11 protein-coding genes are annotated in these 17,264 nt (G+C 62.9%); 9 read left to right on the top strand and 2 right to left on the bottom strand.

Annotation, left to right across the window (positions count from 1 at the left end; all coding sequences use genetic code 11):
• Nucleotides 1–9: 9 nt before the first annotated feature.
• Nucleotides 10–483 (top strand): Lrp/AsnC family transcriptional regulator, encoded by a 474-nt coding sequence (locus ACQ4W0_RS22875; RefSeq protein ID WP_436578831.1) that lies wholly within the window; start codon nucleotides 10–12, stop codon nucleotides 481–483.
• A gap of 312 nt (nucleotides 484–795) precedes the next feature.
• On the opposite strand, the gene ACQ4W0_RS22870 is transcribed toward ACQ4W0_RS22875, so the two are convergent.
• Nucleotides 796–1,497 carry a response regulator transcription factor gene (locus ACQ4W0_RS22870; RefSeq protein WP_436578830.1) on the bottom strand — a complete coding sequence of 234 codons (702 nt, stop codon included), beginning with the start codon at nucleotides 1,495–1,497 and terminating at the stop codon, nucleotides 796–798.
• A 53-nt stretch (nucleotides 1,498–1,550) separates the two neighbouring features.
• Between ACQ4W0_RS22870 and ACQ4W0_RS22865 the strand changes: the two genes are divergently transcribed.
• From ACQ4W0_RS22865 to ACQ4W0_RS22855, 3 genes are all read left to right on the top strand, one after another.
• A complete protein-coding gene (locus ACQ4W0_RS22865) occupies nucleotides 1,551–3,584 on the top strand; it encodes a sensor histidine kinase (RefSeq protein ID WP_436578829.1) in 2,034 nt (677 codons plus the stop codon).
• A 343-nt stretch (nucleotides 3,585–3,927) separates the two neighbouring features.
• Nucleotides 3,928–10,335: a YDG domain-containing protein gene (locus tag ACQ4W0_RS22860; protein ID WP_436578828.1), complete on the top strand. Its 6,408-nt coding sequence runs from the start codon at nucleotides 3,928–3,930 to the stop codon at nucleotides 10,333–10,335.
• 34 nt (nucleotides 10,336–10,369) lie between these two features.
• The gene (locus tag ACQ4W0_RS22855) at nucleotides 10,370–12,040 is read left to right on the top strand and encodes a ShlB/FhaC/HecB family hemolysin secretion/activation protein (protein ID WP_436578827.1); all 1,671 of its coding nucleotides are present in this window, start codon (nucleotides 10,370–10,372) and stop codon (nucleotides 12,038–12,040) included.
• Between the two features lie 431 nt (nucleotides 12,041–12,471).
• On the opposite strand, the gene glmU is transcribed toward ACQ4W0_RS22855, so the two are convergent.
• Nucleotides 12,472–13,848, bottom strand: a complete 1,377-nt coding sequence (gene glmU / locus ACQ4W0_RS22850) for a bifunctional UDP-N-acetylglucosamine diphosphorylase/glucosamine-1-phosphate N-acetyltransferase GlmU (protein WP_436578826.1) — start codon at nucleotides 13,846–13,848, stop codon at nucleotides 12,472–12,474.
• Between the two features lie 25 nt (nucleotides 13,849–13,873).
• On the opposite strand from glmU, the gene ACQ4W0_RS22845 reads away from it, so the two are divergent.
• The 5 genes from ACQ4W0_RS22845 to ACQ4W0_RS22825 all read left to right on the top strand — a co-directional run bounded on the left by ACQ4W0_RS22845 (nucleotide 13,874) and on the right by ACQ4W0_RS22825 (nucleotide 17,222).
• Entirely contained in the window at nucleotides 13,874–14,770 is an 897-nt protein-coding gene (locus ACQ4W0_RS22845) for a DUF6279 family lipoprotein (protein WP_436578825.1), read from the top strand.
• Between the two features lie 211 nt (nucleotides 14,771–14,981).
• Entirely contained in the window at nucleotides 14,982–15,641 is a 660-nt protein-coding gene (gene rsmD / locus ACQ4W0_RS22840) for a 16S rRNA (guanine(966)-N(2))-methyltransferase RsmD (protein WP_436578824.1), read from the top strand.
• Nucleotides 15,642–15,741: 100 nt separating this feature from the next.
• Nucleotides 15,742–16,239, top strand: coding sequence for a pantetheine-phosphate adenylyltransferase (gene coaD, locus ACQ4W0_RS22835; RefSeq protein ID WP_034752633.1), 498 nt, complete (start codon nucleotides 15,742–15,744; stop codon nucleotides 16,237–16,239).
• Between the two features lie 14 nt (nucleotides 16,240–16,253).
• Nucleotides 16,254–16,520, top strand: coding sequence for a YfhL family 4Fe-4S dicluster ferredoxin (locus tag ACQ4W0_RS22830; protein WP_077398358.1), 267 nt, complete (start codon nucleotides 16,254–16,256; stop codon nucleotides 16,518–16,520).
• Between the two features lie 105 nt (nucleotides 16,521–16,625).
• Nucleotides 16,626–17,222: a chalcone isomerase family protein gene (locus tag ACQ4W0_RS22825; RefSeq protein WP_436578823.1), complete on the top strand. Its 597-nt coding sequence runs from the start codon at nucleotides 16,626–16,628 to the stop codon at nucleotides 17,220–17,222.
• Nucleotides 17,223–17,264 lie beyond the last annotated feature (42 nt).

Here is a 17,264-nt window from a genome sequence, read left to right as displayed (position 1 = left end):
ATCAAAATCATGAGCGAACACAACATTACCCTCGACGAGATTGATCGTCGCATCCTGAACGCCTTGCAAATTGATGCATCGCAAACCAACAGTGAGCTGGCGCGCTCGGTGCATGTCTCGGCGCCCACGTGTTTGCGGCGCGTCAAGCATCTAATAGAAAGCGGCGTGATCGAGCGGCAGGTGGCCATCGTCGCGCCGCAGCTGGTGGGCGCGCGCCTGACGGCCATCGTGGAAATCACGCTCGATGTGCAGGCGGCGGAACGCATGGTGGAATTCGAGCAGCTCGTGGCGGGCGAGCCCGCCGTGCTGCAGTGCTACCGCGTCTCGCCCGGTCCCGATTTCGTGCTGATGGTGCAGGTGGCCGACATGCCCGCGTATCACGCGCTGGCGCACCGCCTGTTTGCCGCGCACGCCAATGTGCGCAACGTCAAAAGCTATTTTTCCACGTTTCGCAGCAAGTTCGAGACACGCATCGCCGTCTGATTTGCCATCAGTCGATTATCCACCGCTTGCCCACATGTTTATACGCGCCTTGCGCACCGCTTATACGGCACTTTTGCACAGGTTTATACACAAGCAATATCTGCTCATATGTGATGCCACGCCGATATTTCTCAATGAAGAGGCTGGCGAGCCGCCGCCGGAGCCGGCAAGCGCGTCCCCGCGTATCGGCGGCAATACTTGCCAGGGTAAGTAGCATGACTTTCACACCGCTTTCACACAGCTTGCCAACAGGCTTTTGCACCACTTATCGACAGGCTTATCCACACCCACCAAGGCGTGACAAGGATACGTTCAGGGACGCACTTGCGCGTCGGCATAAAACCGGTAACCGGCATTGCGGGCGGTATTGATGGGCAAGGTCATGCCGGTGGCCTGCTCGGCCTTGCGGCGCAAACGGCTGATCTGGGTATCCAGGCGGCGCTGGTCATAGCTGAGGAAATCCTCGCCCAGCGACTGGACGATCTGCTGGCGGCTGACGATGCGCTCCGGTTCGGCCATCAGGGCGTGCAGCACCGTCACATCCTGTTGCGACAGCGCAATGGCGTCGCCACCGGGCGGCAACAGGCGCCGCCGCCCCAGTTCCAGCACCCAGGCCGTGACGGGCGCCGCGATGACGGCAGCGGCCGGTTCGCCCAGGCGCCGCGCCAGCGCGCTCAGGGTGGCCGCCAGTTCATCCAGGTCGGCGCTCTTGGGCAGATAATAATCGGCGCCGCCGCCCAGGCCGTTCACCTTGTCCCGCGTCGTGCCGCGCGCCGTAAACACGACAATGCCGATGGGCTGCCCCTGCGCCCGCAAGGCGCGCACCAGCACCATGCCTTCGCCGTCGGGCAAGCCCAGGTCGATGATGGCGACACGGTGCAGCGCCGGTGCGTAACAGGCGTGAAACGCGGCCAGGTCAGCCACGGCGGTCACGCGATAACCGCAGTCGCCGAGAAATTCGGTCAATTCCTGCCGCAGCACGGCTTCATCTTCAAGCAGAATGAGGTTCAACATGGCGCAAGGATAACCGATCGTCATGCTGCCGGGAAGCAAGCCGCAGGGGCGTCATGGCCCGCATGGTAAGCTCCTGCGCCATGAAAATCCTGTTTGCCATTGTCCTGTTGTTCGCCACCCTGCAGCCGCTGGCCGGGGGTGCCGCGCCCGTATTGGCGCCACTGACGCTGCCGGCCAGCGGACAGCCCGTGTCGGCCAGCGGCCACATGCAGATGCTGCGCGATACTTCCGGACGGCTGGATCCGGAAGCCGCGCTGGCCGCGTCAGGCTGGCGCCCGCTGCCTGGCGCCGTCAGTGCCGGCTATACGCAGGACGCCATCTGGCTGCGCCTGGAGGTGACGCGCGCAGCGCGGTCGCCCGATGAATGGGTGTTGCGCTTTAGCAACGCCGTGCTCGATGACGTGCGCCTGTATCGCCAGGATCAGGCTGGACACTGGCTGCGGCAAGAGGCGGGCGCCGACGTGAGCCGCGACGCCTGGCCTATCGATGCGCGCCAGGCGGTGTTTCCCGTTCAGTTGCAGCCGGATCAGCCGCAGCGCTGGCTGGTGCGCCTGCACAGCAAGAAAGCCATGTCGACGGAGCTGACGTTGTTGCCCAGCGCCAGCTTCGACGCTTCCTCGCGCCGCGAATACCTGTATTACGGCTTGCAGTTCGGCAGTTATTTGCTGCTGATACTGTTCCATATCTTTTTCTGGCGCATGACGCGCGAAGCCCACAGCGGCTGGTATCTGCTGTACGTGCTGACGAATGCCACCACGGAAGCGCTGACGATCGCCATTCCCCAGCAAATTTTCGCCATGCCGAACTGGCTGTCCGATCCCATGCTGGGCGTATCGATGGCCATGTCGATTGCCGTCGGCGCGCGTTTTTCCACTTTACAATTGGAACTGCCCGCCCTGTATCCCCGTTTCAGCCGCGTGGTAGTGGGCATCACGGCCGCCGCCGCCCTGTTCGGGGCGCTGCTGGTGCTGCGCGGCGACTATGCCGCGGGCGTGCTGGTGGTGCAAATGACGGCCTTGCCGCTGATCGTGCTGTTCATCGGCCTGGCCAGCTGGCTGGCACTGCGCGGCCATCGCCCGGCGCATGCCTTCCTGTTCATTTTCGGCATCTTTTACGCTGGCGTCATCATCAGTTTCCTGCGCAATATGGCCGTGTTGCCGCCAAATTTCTGGACCAACCATGCAGCCACCCTGGGCGCCTTTGTCCACATGATGCTGATGAGCCTGCGCCTCAACCGCCGCTATGCGGAATTGCGCCGCGCCAAGGACAAGGCACAGGCCGAGGCGGTGCGTGCCGTGCGCGCACTCAACGAACGCCTGGAAGAGCAGGTGGCGCGGCGCACGCTGGCGCTGCAACAGGAAATCGGCCGGCGCGCCGCGCTCGAAGGCGAATTGCGTGCCGCCCTAGAAGTGGAAACCCGCACACGCGAGGAACAGCAGGATTTCGTTGCCATGGTGTCGCATGAATTCCACACGCCGCTGGCCATCATCAATACCACGGCCCAGCAAATTGCCCGCAACACAGAGGCGCCGTGGGAAAAGACCTTGCAGCGCTGCCAGAACTTGCGCGAAGCGAGCGGCCGCATGACGGCGCTGGTGGATGAATACCTGAGCGCCGACCGCATGGAAACGAGCGCGGCGACGTTCCGTCCCCAGGCATGCGATTTGCGCGCCCTGCTGCACGCCGTGCTGGCCGAATGGCCCGATGGCCGCATCGATGCCAGCGTGCAGGCGCTGCCCGGCAGCGTCGAGGTCGATGCCAGCCTGCTGCGCGTGGCCCTGCGCAACCTGCTCAGCAATGCTGACCGGCATGCGCCGCAAGCCCAGGCGATACGCGTGCAGGCCACCACGCTCGATGACGGCCGCGTGCAGATCGTCGTCAGCAATGCGGGCGAGCCCCTGCCCGCCGATGAAATCCCGCGCCTGTTCCAGAAATACTTCCGCGGCCGCATCGCCCAGCACAAGCCTGGTGCCGGACTGGGCCTGTACCTGGTACAGCGCATCGCCGAATTGCATGGCGGCCAGGTCACCCTCGATAGCGCCGGCAACAACGGCACCATCAGCTTCGCCTTGCGCCTGCCCGCCTGATTGCCGCCGGCATTCCCGACTAAATCAGTCGGGAATCGCTCAGGTTTGCTCAACTTCAAATTCTTCCATTCTGCTATATTTCCCACCAGAAATTTTTGTAGCTTTTTATAACGACAGTGTTTAAAAAAGCAACAAAAAATGACTTTGGGGAAGCGCGCTTTTCCTGTCGGCCATCGGCGCCACCACATACAGCACAGGGAAAACATGCATCGCCGTTCATTCTTCATCCGCAGCATCGGCCACGCCTGTCCCCGGCCGCATTCCTGAGCGATTTTCATTCCGTTTCTGCCCGCGCCAGCCTGGCGCCCGGGCATTCTTTTTCAAATCAACAAGGATCGACCATATGCATCGTCATGGATCATTGAATCACGTATACCGTCTCGTCTGGAGCCACGTCCTGAACGCCTGGGTCGCCGTTGCGGAAACCTCGCGCGGGCGCGGCAAGGGCGGCGGCCGCAAACTGGCCGCGGCGGCGGCGGCCATGACGGCGCTGGCGCTGGGAGGCCCGGCGCTGGCCGCTCCCACGGGCGGGCAGGTGGTGGCAGGCACGGCCAGCATCCGCCAGCAGGGCAACAGCACCACCATCCGGCAATCGAGCCAGCAGGCGGCGCTGAACTGGAGCGGTTTCAACGTGGGTGCCAATGAAACCGTCAACTTCGTCCAGCCCTCGGCCAGCGCGCTGGCCGTCAACCGCATCTTCGACAGCAACGGCACGCAGATCTTGGGGCGCGTCAATGCGAACGGCCAGGTGTACCTGATCAATCCGAACGGCGTGCTGTTCGGCCGCGGCGCGCAAGTCAATGTGGGCGGCCTGGTGGCGACCACGCTCGACGTCGACAATTCCAGCCTGGGCGGTTCAAGGCACGCATTCGGCGGCAATGGCACGGGCCAGGTCGTCAATGAAGGCACGCTGCGCGCAAACGATGGCGGCTATATTGCCCTGCTGGGCCGGCAGGTCAGCAATCAGGGCAGCATTTCGGCCCGCCTGGGCACGGTTGCCCTGGGCGCCGGCAGCGCCGCCACCCTGAGCTTTGACGGCGCGCGCCTGCTGCAATTGCAGATCGACCAAAGCACCCTGAACAATCTGGCCGAGAACGGCGGCCTGATCCGCGCCGATGGTGGCCAGGTGCTGATGAGCGCGGGCGCCCGCGACTCCCTGCTGGCCAGCGTCGTCAACAACACCGGCGTCATCGAAGCGCGCAGCGTGGAACAGCACGATGGCAGCATCGTACTGCTGGGCGGCATGCGCGCCGGCACCACCCGCGTGGCCGGTACCCTGGACGCCAGCGCGCCTGCGGGCGGCAATGGCGGCTTCATTGAAACGAGCGCCGCCCACGTGAAGATCGACGACAACGTCCACATCAGCACGGCCGCTCCGCTGGGCCGCACTGGCACCTGGCTGATCGACCCGGTCGACTTCACCATCGCCGCCACCGGTGGTGATCTCAACGGCGGTACCCTGTCGGTCATGCTGCATTACAACGATATTCTGGTCCAAAGCACGAATGGCATGGGCGGCACTGGCGGCGACGTCAACATCAACGACAGCGTCAAGTGGTCGGCCAACAAGCTGACCTTGAACGCCCAGCGCAACGTCAATATCAACGCTACGCTGCAGGCCTCCGGCACGGCCAGCCTGGCGCTGGAATACGGCCAAGGCGCCGCCGCCGCCGGCAACACGGCGGTGTATCAACTAGGCAACGGCGCGCAGGTGAGTTTGCCCGCCGGGCAGAATTTCAGTACCAAGCAGGGCTACGACGGCGTGCGCACCGACTATACGGTCATTACCCAGCTGGGCGCTTACCGCAGTGTCACGGGGACCGACTTGCAAGGCATCAACGGCAAGCCGAACGGCAATTTTGTGCTCGGTGCCGACATCGACGCCTCGGCCACCGCCTCGGCTGAGTGGAATCCCGTATGGTGGGACGCGGGCTTCATGTCGCTGGGCAGGAATACGAGCTTTAGCGGCATCTTCGACGGCCTGGGCCATTCCATCAGTCAGCTCAGCATGATGTCCGGTTACAACGAAGGCAGCGGCTTGTTTGCCATGACCACCAAGGATGCCCTGATCCAGAACGTGGGCTTGATTGGTGGCCACATCAAGACCCACTATTACGCCGGCGGCCTGGTCGGCGACAACAAGGGCACGATCAGGAATAGCTATGCGGCACTCGATGTCACCAGCGACGGCTTCATCAGTGGTGGCCTGGTGGCGCGCAACAGTGGCACCATCGTCAACAGCTACGCCTCGGGCGCCGTCAGCAGCAATACCCAGAGCGGTGGCCTGGCCGGCATCAACCTTGGAACGATCAGCAACAGCTATGCTACCGGCAGCGTGGCGGGCAAGACCGACATTGGCGGCCTGGTTGGCAACAACTCGGGAGCGGTCAATACCAGCTACGCAACGGGGCGCCTGCTCATCGCCGACGGCGCCAGCAACTTCGGCGGTTTGATCGGCAATAACAGCACGCCGCAAAAAATCATCAACAGTTTCTGGTCCATCGACGGTACGGGCCAGACGACCTCCAAGGGCGGCACCGGGCTGACCGACGCGCAGATGCGCACGGCCAGCAACTTTACGGGCTTTAACTTCACCACCACGCCTGGCGCACCGGGCAACAACTGGGTGCTGGTCAGCGCCTATGGCGAGTTGAACAATGCGGGTGGCGCGGCGGGTGCCATGTATCCGATGCTGGCATCCGAATATGCAACCACCCTCCAGAATGCCCACCAGCTGCAGTTAATGGCCATGGCGCCGGGCGCAGCATATGTGCTGGGCGGCAACATCAACGCAGCCGGCACGGCGACTGGCAAGGATGTCTGGACGGCTGCCGGTTTCATGCCCATCGGAAACAACAGCCATACCTTCACAGGCAGCCTGGATGGCCGCGGCTATACCATCAGCGGCCTGAACATCGACCGGCCAAGCGCCAATTACGTGGGTCTGATCGGTTTCGCGGACCACAGCGCGTTTGTCAGCAATATCGGCCTGCTGGGCGGTAGCGTCAATGGCAAGTTCGCCGTTGGCGCCCTGGTCGGATTCAGCGCCGGCCTGGTCAGCAACAGCTACGCCAGCACCACGGTGACTGGCGACAATAACATCGGTGGCCTGGTCGGGCAAAACTTTAGCGGCCGCATCGTGGGCAGCTATGCCACCGGCGATGTCAGCGGCACGCGCAGTGTCGGCGGCCTGGTCGGCGGCAACCTGGGCGATAGCAGTGCCGTCGCCATGGTCGATGGCAGCTACGCCAGCGGCAATGTCACGGCGCGCAAGGACACCGTGGGAGGCTTGGTTGGCTTCAACTCGGGGGGCACCATCTCGAACAGCTACGCCATGGGCAGCGCCAGCGGCGAGGGCAATGTAGGCGGTTTGCTCGGCTCTAACGTCTTCGCTACCGATAGCGTCAGCAACAGCTACGCCACTGGCACCGTGCATGGCTTTGCCAGCATCGGCAGCCTGATCGGCAGCAATGCCGGCGCGGTGCGCAACAGTTACTGGAAGAACTCGTCAGGAACAGCCGGCATCGGCGACAATGCCGGCACGCTGGACCATGTGCGGGGCCTGAGCGACGCAGAGCTGCGTTCGCCATCGAGCTTCGAAGGCTGGGACATGGCGACCAGCGGTGGCAGCCATGCCGTCTGGCGCATCTATGCAGGCCAGACCACGCCGCTGCTGCGCAGCTTCCTGACGGCACTGACCATCGACGCCGATGCCGCCAGCAAGACCTACGACGGCAGGAACTACTCGGGCGGCTTGGTCAATGCCCGCTATTCGCTGGCCGGTGCCGCCGAATCCGGAAAGATCCTCTACAGCAGCAATGGCCCGTATGGCGCCATGCGCGACGCCGGCAGCTATAACGCCATCGACAGTTATGTGTATTCCGGTCAGCAAGGGTATGACATCGATCTGGTGGCAGGGGCACTGACAATCAACCGGGCCGTCATCACGCTCGACGGCATGCGCAACTATGACGCCAGCACCAGCATGGCTGCCGGCCAGTTGAGCATGCACGGGCTGGTCAACGGTGAAAGTCTGATCCTGTCCGGGAATGGCAGCCTCGACAACAAGAACGCCGGTACAAACAAGCGCATCAACAACGGTAGCCTGATGTTGTCGGACGGCCAGGGTGGCCTGGCAGACAATTACACGCTGGAAGGTGGCCAGCACCGCGCCACCATCACCCAGGCCACGCTGAATGTGCAGGATGCAGGCGTGGCCAATAAAGTGTATGACGCCACGAGCAATGCCACCCTGACGGGCGCGGCCAAGGTGCTGGCGCTGGGCAACGACCAACTCAAGCTGACAGGCGGCACTGCGCATTTTGCCGACAAGAACACCGGCAGCGCCAAGACCGTCATCGTCGACGGCTTTGCCTTGCAGGGCGCAGATGCGGACAACTACTTGCTGGTGCAGCCAGGCAATGTCACGGCCGACATCAGCAAGGCCAGCATCTCCGTGGCAGGCGTGGGCGTGGCCAATAAAGTGTATGACGCCACGCGCAACGCCAGCCTGACGGGCACGGCCACCGTGCAGGCACTGGGCGATGACCGGCTCGGCGTGACGGGCGGCAGCGCATTCTTTGCCGACAAGAACGCCGGCAGCAGTAAAACCGTCATCCTCGACGGCTTTGCCTTGCAGGGCGCGGATGCGGGCAACTATGTACTGGTGCAGCCGAACAAGGTCACGGCCAATATCAGCAAGGCCAGCGTGGCAGTGGCCGGCGTGGGCGCGGCGAACAAGGTGTACGACGCGACAACCGGCGCCACCCTGACGGGCACGGCCACGGTGCGGGCGCTGGGCGACGACCAGCTCGGCGTGACGGGCGGCAATGCATCCTTTGCCGACAAGAACGCCGGCAACGGCAAAACCGTCATCGTCGACGGCTTTACCTTGCAGGGCGCAGATGCGGACAACTACGTGCTGGTGCAGCCAAGCAACGTCACGGCCGACATCAGCAAGGCCAGCATCTCCGTGGCAGGCGTGGGCGTGGCCAATAAAGTGTATGACGCCACGCGCAACGCCAGCCTGACGGGCACGGCCACCGTGCAGGCGCTGGGCAACGACCGGCTCGGCGTGACGGGCGGCAGCGCATCCTTTGCCGACAAGAACGCCGGCAGCGGCAAGACCGTCATCCTCGACGGCTTTGCCTTGCAGGGCGCGGATGCGGGCAACTATGTGCTGGTGCAGCCGAACAAGGTCACGGCCAATATCAGCAAGGCCAGCGTGGCAGTGGCCGGCGTGGGCGCGGCGAACAAGGTGTATGACGCGACAACCGGCGCCACCCTGACGGGCACGGCCACGGTGCGGGCGCTGGGCGACGACCAGCTCGGCGTGACGGGCGGCAATGCATCCTTTGCCGACAAGAACGCCGGCAACGGCAAAACCGTCATCGTCGACGGCTTTACCTTGCAGGGCGCGGATGCGGGCAACTATGTACTGGTGCAGCCGAACAACGTCACGGCCAATATCAGCAAGGCCAGCGTGGCAGTGGCCGGCGTGGGCGCGGCCAATAAAGTCTATGACGCCACCACCGGCGCCACCCTGACGGGCACGGCCACGGTGCTGGCGCTGGGCGACGACCAGCTCGGCGTGACGGGCGGCAATGCATCCTTTGCCGACAAGAACGCCGGCAACGGCAAAAACGTCATCGTCGACGGCTTTGCCTTGCAGGGCACGGACGCGGGCAACTATGTACTTGTGCAACCGGGCAAGGTCACGGCCGATATCAGCCAAGCCAGCATCACCGTGAGCGGCGTGGGCGCGGCAAGCAAAATCTATGACGCCACCACCGCCGCCACCCTGACGGGCACGGCCAGCGTACTGGCGCTGGGCAACGATGCACTGCGCGTCACAGGCGGCAATGCATCCTTTGCCGACAAGAACGCCGGCAGCGGCAAGACCGTCATCGTCGACGGCTTTGCCTTGCAAGGCGCGGATGCGGGCAACTATGTCCTTGTGCAACCGGGCAAGGTCACGGCCGATATCAGCAAGGCCAGCATCACCGTGAGCGGCGTGGGCGCGGCAAGCAAAATCTATGACGCCACCACCGCCGCCACCCTGACGGGCACGGCCAGCGTGCTGGCGCTGGGCAACGATGAAGTGCGCATTGCCGGCGGCAGCGCCCACTTTGCCGACAAGCATGCCGGCAGCGCTAAAACCGTCATCGTCGACGGCTACACCTTGCAAGGCACGGACGCGGCCAACTATGTCCTCGTGCAACCTGGCAACATCACGGCCGACATCGCCAAGGCCAGCCTGTTGTTGACGGCAAACGCTGCCAGCCTGACGGGTGGTCGCGCGCCCGATGGCTTGCGCGGCAAGGTCAGCGGTCTGCTGGGCAGCGACACCCTGGCGGATGCCACCAGCGGCACCCTGGCCTGGACCAGCCCGGCCACGGCCAGCAGTCCTGCCGGCAACTACGCCATCACCGGTAGCGGCCTGGCCTCGGCCGACTATGCCTTCGTGCAAGCCGAAGGCAATGCCGGCGCCCTGACCTTGACGTCGGCCAGCCTGCCGCCGCCGGCCCAGGCAGCCGTGGTGCAACTGCAGGCGCAAGTGCTGGGCAGTTTTGCCGACACGCGTCCCGGCACGCTGGCTGCCGCGCCCACCATCACCGTCACGCAGACCGATGCCCCTGCCGGCACTGCCTTGCCAAACACCACCATGCAGATCGGCAGCCGCGGCCCGGCCCTGCAAGTGGTCCTGGGCGGCGTCAAGCTGCCCGCCAACATGCTCAACGTAAATCAATAACACCATGACTTATTCATCGATTCCGCGACACCTGATGCAACAACCGTTGCTGTCCCTGCTGCTGCTGGCCTTCGCGCCATGCGCCGCCGCCCAAACCAACCCGGCCGTGCCCGATGCGGGTGCCATCCTGCGCCAGTTGCAGCCGGCTACGCCCGCCAATGCGCCCGCCAATGCGCCAGCGCTGCGCATCGAACAGAAAGAGGGCGCGCCGCTGCCCGCCAGCGCGCCATTTCTCGTCACGCGCATCGATATCGCCGGCAACAGCGCATTCGATACGGCCACCTTGCAGGCGCTCGTCGCCAGCGCCCACGGCACGACCCTGTCGCTGGAGCAGCTGGGCGAACTGGCCGCCCGCATCACCAGCTACTACCGGATCAACGGCTATCCGCTGGCGCGCGCCATCGTGCCCGCCCAGACCATCCGCCAGGGCATCGTGCGCATCGAGGTACTCGAAGCGCGCTATGGCCAGGTGGGCATCGCCAACCAGAGCGACGTCAGCGATACCTTGCTGAACGCCACCCTGGCGCCGCTGCAAACGGGCCAGACCATCAGCCAGGCGGAGCTCGACCGCAGCTTGCTGCTGCTGTCCGACATGCCGAATGTCGCCATCACGGCCACGCTCAAGCCGGGCGCCGAAGTTGGCAGCTCCGATCTGCTGGTCGATGCCTGGTCCGGCCCTGGCGTGGCAGGCAATGCTTTCCTCGATAACAATGGCAACCGTTACACGGGCCGCGCCCGCGCCGGCGCCACGCTATACCTGTACAACCCGCTGCACCAGGCCGACGTGGCCAGCGCCAGCGTGCTCAGCTCGGGCAAGGGCATGTACTACGCCCGTCTCGGCTATGACCTGCTGCTGAACGGCGCAGGCACGCGCGCCGGGGTGAGCATGTCCGCCCTGCGCTACCGCCTGGAAGGCGCCATGCGTCCGCTGCAAGCGCACGGAACGGCCCAGGTCGCCAGTGGCTGGTTGCGTCATCCGTTGCTGCGCAGCCGCGATGCGAATATGTCTGTCCAGTTGCAATACGACCAGGTCCATCTGCGCGACCGCATCGATGCCAGCGCCATGCGCAGCGACCGCCGCCTGGATAACTTGAGCGCCACCCTCGGCGGCGACGTGCGCGATGCCGCCCTGGCTGGCGCCATCACCAACTGGAGCGTGGCCGCCACCGCTGGCAAGCTCGACATCAGCGACCCGCTGGCACGCCTGAACGATGCCTTCAGCGCACGCAGCCATGGCACGTACGCGAAATGGAACGTCAACCTGTCGCGCCTGCAAAACCTGGATCAGCGCAACGCCGTGTATCTGGCGCTCGCCGGGCAGTGGGCGGACGGCAACCTCGATTCGTCCGAAAAGATGAGCGTGGGGGGCCCGTACACGGTGCGCGCCTATGACGTGGGCGTGGCTGCTGGCGACCTCGGTTATTTTGGCAGCGCGGAGTGGCGACATGAACTCAGCGCCAGCGACACGGGACAATGGCAAGCCGTGGCCTTCATCGACAGCGCGCGCGTGACGGTGAACCAGCAGCGCTGGTCGGCCGGCCCGAACAGCGCGCGCCTGCACGGCGCCGGGCTGGGCGTGAACTGGGCAGGCGGGCAGCAATGGAATGCCCGCGCCTATGTCGCCAAGCCCTTCGGCAGCACGCCCGCCCTGATCGCCTCACGCAGTTCGGCCCGCCTGTGGATCGAGCTCAATCGCCACTTCTGATGCGCCAATAACAGCCGGAGGCCGTCTTCCGGCTGTCATTTGATTCAATGCAATACTTACCCACCAACTATCCACCGCTTGCGCAAGGCTTTTCCACAGGCTTACCCACAGCAACACCAGGGGATGCAGCAGCAGAAAGACAGTTATCCCCACTTACACCCAGGCTATCCAGCGCTTATCCGCAGGCTTACGCACAGACTTATCCACAATGCAGTGGTAAACGTCGCTGCAGCGTTGACAGCCAGCGGCAAGCGAGGGAAAAGGAAGCGACAGGCGCATGCCAGGCGATTTATACAAACTTGCCAACAGCTTATGCAAGGGCTTGCACATATGCTTATCCGCCACTTATGCAGCAGCTTACCCACATAGTTATCCACAAACAAAAAAGGCAGGCCGCAAGGCCTGCCTGTGTGCAAAAGTGGACCTTACGCTTACTTCTTGATCTTCACAGGACGCATCCAGCCGTCGATGGTCACTTGCCGCGCGCGCGAGACCGTCAGCTTGCCTGCCGGCGCATCTTTCGACAAGGTCGTGCCGGCACCCAGGGTAGCGCCCTTGCCGACGGTAACGGGCGCGATCAGCTGGCTGTCGCTGCCGATAAAAGCGTCGTCTTCAATCACCGTGCGGAACTTGTTGACGCCATCGTAATTGCAGGTGATGGTGCCGGCGCCGATGTTAACCCTGGAGCCGATGGTGGCGTCACCGATGTAGGCCAGGTGGTTGGCCTTGCTGTGCGCGGCGACCTGGCTGTTTTTCACTTCGACGAAATTGCCGATATGCACGTCTTCCGCCAGCACGGTGCCGGGACGCAGGCGCGCATACGGGCCGATGATGGAAGCGGCGCCGACAACGGCATCCTCGATATGGCAAAACGGCTTGATGTGCGCACCGGCCGCCACGCTGGCATTGATGATGACGTTGTGGGCGCCCACGCGCACGCCATCGCCCAGTTCCACGCGGCCTTCAAATACGCAGCCGACGTCGATGGTGACATCGCGGCCACAAATGAGTTCGCCGCGCACGTCGATGCGGGCCGGATCAAACAGGGTCACGCCACGCTCGAGCAGCGCTTGCGCGATATTGTTCTGGTGGATGCGTTCCAGCTGGGCCAGTTGCACCTTGCTGTTGACGCCCGCCACTTCCCACACGGCAGCCGGGTGGGCCGAGGTGACGGTCACGCCATCGGCGACGGCTTGCGCGACGATATCGGTCAGATAGTATTCCCCTTGCGCATTGTCATTCGACAAGGCCGACAGCCACTGCTTGAGCTGCACGGTGGGCGCGACCATGATGCCGCTGTTGATTTCGCGGATGGCGCGCTCAGACGGCGTCGCGTCTTTTTCCTCGACGATGCGCACGATGGCGCCGTTCTCGCGCACGATGCGGCCCAGGCCAAACGGATCATCCTGTTCCACCGTCAAGATGGCCAGCTTGTCCTGGCCGGCCGCCTGCACCAGCTGCTGCAGGGAGGCGGCGCTGGTCAGCGGCACGTCGCCGTACAGGATCAGGGTCGGCACCGTATCGTCCAGCAAAGACAGCGCTTGCTGCACGGCATGACCGGTACCCAGCTGCTGCGCCTGCTCAGCGGCGTCGATCTGCACGGCATGGCTGGCGTTGTAGCCGTCGAGCAACTTCAGCACCGCTGCGCCCCCATGCCCGTAAATCACGCATAATCGGGACGGCGCCAGGCCGCGCGCCGTGTCGATGACGTGCGACAACAGCGGCTTGCCTGCCAACGGGTGCAATACCTTGGGCAGTGCCGACTGCATGCGTTTGCCCATACCGGCAGCGAGAATGACAACGTTCATAGACCGTCTTTTATAAGTTAAGAATATGAAAAAGTTTAACACGCAGGCCCCCATCTCCAACCGCTTTACTTATGCCGTGCTGGCCATCATGCTGGTCGTCATGGCCGGTTGCAGCGGCTTGCGCCTGGCCTACAACAACGGCGATACCGTGCTGTATTGGTGGCTGAACGCGTATGTCGACCTGGACCGCGACCAGAAGGGCTGGGTACGCGACGACATCGACAAGATGTTCGACTGGCACCGCAAGACGCAATTGAAGGATTACGTGGAAATCCTGCGCACGGGCCAGAAGCAGCTGCAAGGCAATATCACGCAGGCGGACTTGATGACGGATTACAGCGAGATCAAGCAGCGTACCCAGGCACTGCTGCTGAAGGCGGCGCCCGAACTGGCCGACCTGGCGCGCTCGCTCAAGCCCGAGCAAATTGCGCAGATGGAAAAGAAGTTCAAGTCAAACAATGAGGATTATCGCAAGAAATACCTGAGCGGCGACCAGGAGAAGCGCCAGAAACTGCGCTACAAGAAGGCCATGGAACAATTCGAACTGTGGTTCGGCAGCTTCAGCAGCGAGCAGGAAGCCATCATTCGCAAGGCGTCCGACGCGCGTCCGCTGAACAATGACATCTGGCTCGACGAACGCATGCGGCGCCAGCAGAATGTGTTGAATCTGGTCAAGAAAGTCCACCAAGAAAAGCTCGGCAAGGAAGCGGCCACGGCCTTGGTCACGACCCTGATCAAGGACAGTTTCGAGCGCCTGGAACACTCGGAGCGCAAGGCTTTTTTTGAAAGCTACGAAGCGAGCACGGCGCAAATGGTCTTAACGGTCATCAAGATCGCCACGCCGGCGCAAAAAGCCCACGCCATCAAGCGCATGCAGGGCTGGATCGACGATTTCAATTCCCTGGCCAGCGCGCCCAAATAGACAGGCAGCGCCAGCAGGGGAGGTGGGGCCATATGCTATAGTGGCCGCCACCAAATTGAAGAAATGGAACGCCTAACAAAACCGTAGCGAGCGGCAGTAAGTTGTGGCTAAGAAGCGCAGCTGTGCAAATGCACGGGGACGCCGAGTCAGTGAGCATCGCAGGCCGCAAATCGCGACGCGCAGTAGGTTTTGTTAGGTGTTCTAAATGCCCATGCAAAAGAAAATTAAAAAACCCGCCAAAGTCCCCGTCCACCACGCGCCGCCACCGAACCAGGTACGCATCATCGGCGGCCAATGGAAGCGCTCCGTGCTGCCTGTTTTACAGGCACTGGGTTTGCGCCCGACACCGGACCGCGTGCGCGAAACCGTGTTCAACTGGATCAATCACTTGCGCGATGGCGACTGGGCCAACGCCCAGGTGCTGGACCTGTTCGCCGGCAGCGGCGCACTGGGCTTCGAGGCGGCCAGCCGCGGCGCTGCGGCCGTCACCATGGTCGATACGCACACGCCCGTGATCCGCCAGTTGGAAGAAAACAAGACGAAATTGCGCGCCGATAATGTCCAACTGCTGCGCGGCGACGCCCTGCTGACGGCGCAAGGCCTGGCTTCGCGCGGCCAGCGTTTCGACCTGATCTTCCTCGATCCGCCCTACCAGCAGGATTTCCTCGCCAAAGTGTTGCCCTTGTGCGCCAACCTGCTCAAGGAAGGCGGCATGGTCTACGCGGAATCGGGCTTGCCGCTGGTCTTCGACGAGAGCAACGCACTGGAAAAGCCCGAGTGGATGGCGCCGTGGGAAGTCATCCGTGCCGACAAGGCGGGCACCGTTTATTATCATTTGCTAACTTACAACAAAGTGCCGTCAACTGCCTGAATCTGCCTATAAATAAGGCAAAAAGGCTCCCTGGCCCAAGGCGCAGCACCAATTTCAGGCATAATGCGCGTCTATATTGGTGCATCATCAGGGAGCCGCAATGGTTGTAGCCGTTTATCCAGGAACATTCGATCCGCTCACGCGCGGTCATGAAGATTTGGTGCGCCGCGCATCGGGTCTGTTTGACAAGCTGATCGTCGGTGTGGCCGACAGCAAGAACAAGCAACCGTTTTTCTCGCTCGACGAACGACTGGAAATCGCCAACGAAGTGCTCGGTCACTATCCGAACGTGCAAGTGGAAAGCTTTTCCGGCTTGCTCAAGGATTTCGTGCGCAAGCATGAAGCGCGCGTCATCGTGCGCGGCTTGCGCGCCGTTTCCGACTTCGAATACGAATTCCAGATGGCGGGCATGAACCGCTACCTGCTGCCCGATGTCGAAACCATGTTCCTGACGCCCTCCGACCAGTACCAGTTCATTTCGGGCACCATCGTGCGCGAAATCGCGGCCCTGGGCGGCGACGTCTCCAAGTTTGTGTTCCCCTCGGTGAACCGCTGGCTGCAAAACAAGATTGCCGCCAACGCTGCATCATCGCAATAAGTAAGAGTGAAATCATGGCGTTACTGATCACCGACGAATGCATCAATTGCGACATTTGCGAGCCCGAGTGCCCGAATGACGCGATCTACATGGGTGCGGAAATCTACGAAATCGATCCCAACAAGTGCACCGAATGCGTGGGGCACTTTGACGAGCCGCAATGCCAGCAAGTGTGCCCCGTCAGCTGCATCCCCTTCAATCCCGCCTGGCGCGAAAGCCCGGAGCAATTGATGGCAAAGTACGAACGGCTGCAAGCGGAACTGCCGGCAGCCAAGGCCTAAGCGGCCGTCGTCCCCCTCACCACCGCCCGCGCGGCCCTCTTTTACCAACTGTTCTACACTGTGTGCAGACTTATCCACAGCACATGGTTTCCACGGAGGTAGAAGATGCATAGCAGCACATCCCGTTTGGGCCGCTCCCTGGTCGCCGCCTGCCTGTGCGCCGGCCTGGCACAAGCAGCGCTGGCCGTCGAAGTGGGCGGCGTCAAGCTGGACGACACGGTGCAGCTGGCCAGCCGCGAACTCAAGCTCAACGGCGCCGGCGTGCGCTACAAAGTCATCTTCAAGATTTATACGATTGCACTGTACCTGCCGGAAAAGAAAACCCAGCTGGCCGACATCCTGCCCCTGCCCGGGCCGCGCCGTCTGGAAATCGTCATGTTGCGCGACATCACTTCCGACGAGCTGGGTCTAGCCTTCATGCAAGGCTTGAAGCGCAGTTCCGACCAGGCCGACCGCACGCGCCTGCTGAGCCAGACGATGCAGTTCGGCGCCATGTTCGCCATGGTGCCCGGCCTGAAAAAGGGCGATATCCTGACCGTGGACTGGCTGCCGGAAGAGGGGACGTTGTGCAAACTGAACGGCAAGCAGGTAGGCGACACGGTGCCGGACCTGGCCTTTTACAATGCGCTGCTGAAAATCTGGATCGGCGCCCATCCGGCCGACACCTTGTTGCGCGCACATTTGCTGGGCGACGTGGCGTAATCGGCTGGCGGCCGGCGTAAAAAAAGCCGGCTCACGCCGGCT

The sequence above is a fragment of the Janthinobacterium breve genome, from assembly GCF_051380895.1.
Classification (GTDB): Bacteria; Pseudomonadota; Gammaproteobacteria; order Burkholderiales; family Burkholderiaceae_D; genus Janthinobacterium.
Note: the sequence above shows the minus strand (reverse complement) of the source record. Positions and strands in the feature narration are given on the sequence as shown.

What these genes read in the sequence shown, in the direction of transcription:
- ACQ4W0_RS22875 (WP_436578831.1), top strand. Translation starts at nt 10, where the DNA reads ATGAGCGAACACAACATTACCCTCGACGAGATTGATCGTCGCATCCTG.
- ACQ4W0_RS22870 (WP_436578830.1), bottom strand. Translation starts at nt 1,497, where the DNA reads ATGTTGAACCTCATTCTGCTTGAAGATGAAGCCGTGCTGCGGCAGGAA.
- ACQ4W0_RS22865 (WP_436578829.1), top strand. Translation starts at nt 1,551, where the DNA reads ATGGCCCGCATGGTAAGCTCCTGCGCCATGAAAATCCTGTTTGCCATT.
- ACQ4W0_RS22860 (WP_436578828.1), top strand. Translation starts at nt 3,928, where the DNA reads ATGCATCGTCATGGATCATTGAATCACGTATACCGTCTCGTCTGGAGC.
- ACQ4W0_RS22855 (WP_436578827.1), top strand. Translation starts at nt 10,370, where the DNA reads ATGCAACAACCGTTGCTGTCCCTGCTGCTGCTGGCCTTCGCGCCATGC.
- glmU (WP_436578826.1), bottom strand. Translation starts at nt 13,848, where the DNA reads ATGAACGTTGTCATTCTCGCTGCCGGTATGGGCAAACGCATGCAGTCG.
- ACQ4W0_RS22845 (WP_436578825.1), top strand. Translation starts at nt 13,874, where the DNA reads ATGAAAAAGTTTAACACGCAGGCCCCCATCTCCAACCGCTTTACTTAT.
- rsmD (WP_436578824.1), top strand. Translation starts at nt 14,982, where the DNA reads ATGCAAAAGAAAATTAAAAAACCCGCCAAAGTCCCCGTCCACCACGCG.
- coaD (WP_034752633.1), top strand. Translation starts at nt 15,742, where the DNA reads ATGGTTGTAGCCGTTTATCCAGGAACATTCGATCCGCTCACGCGCGGT.
- ACQ4W0_RS22830 (WP_077398358.1), top strand. Translation starts at nt 16,254, where the DNA reads ATGGCGTTACTGATCACCGACGAATGCATCAATTGCGACATTTGCGAG.
- ACQ4W0_RS22825 (WP_436578823.1), top strand. Translation starts at nt 16,626, where the DNA reads ATGCATAGCAGCACATCCCGTTTGGGCCGCTCCCTGGTCGCCGCCTGC.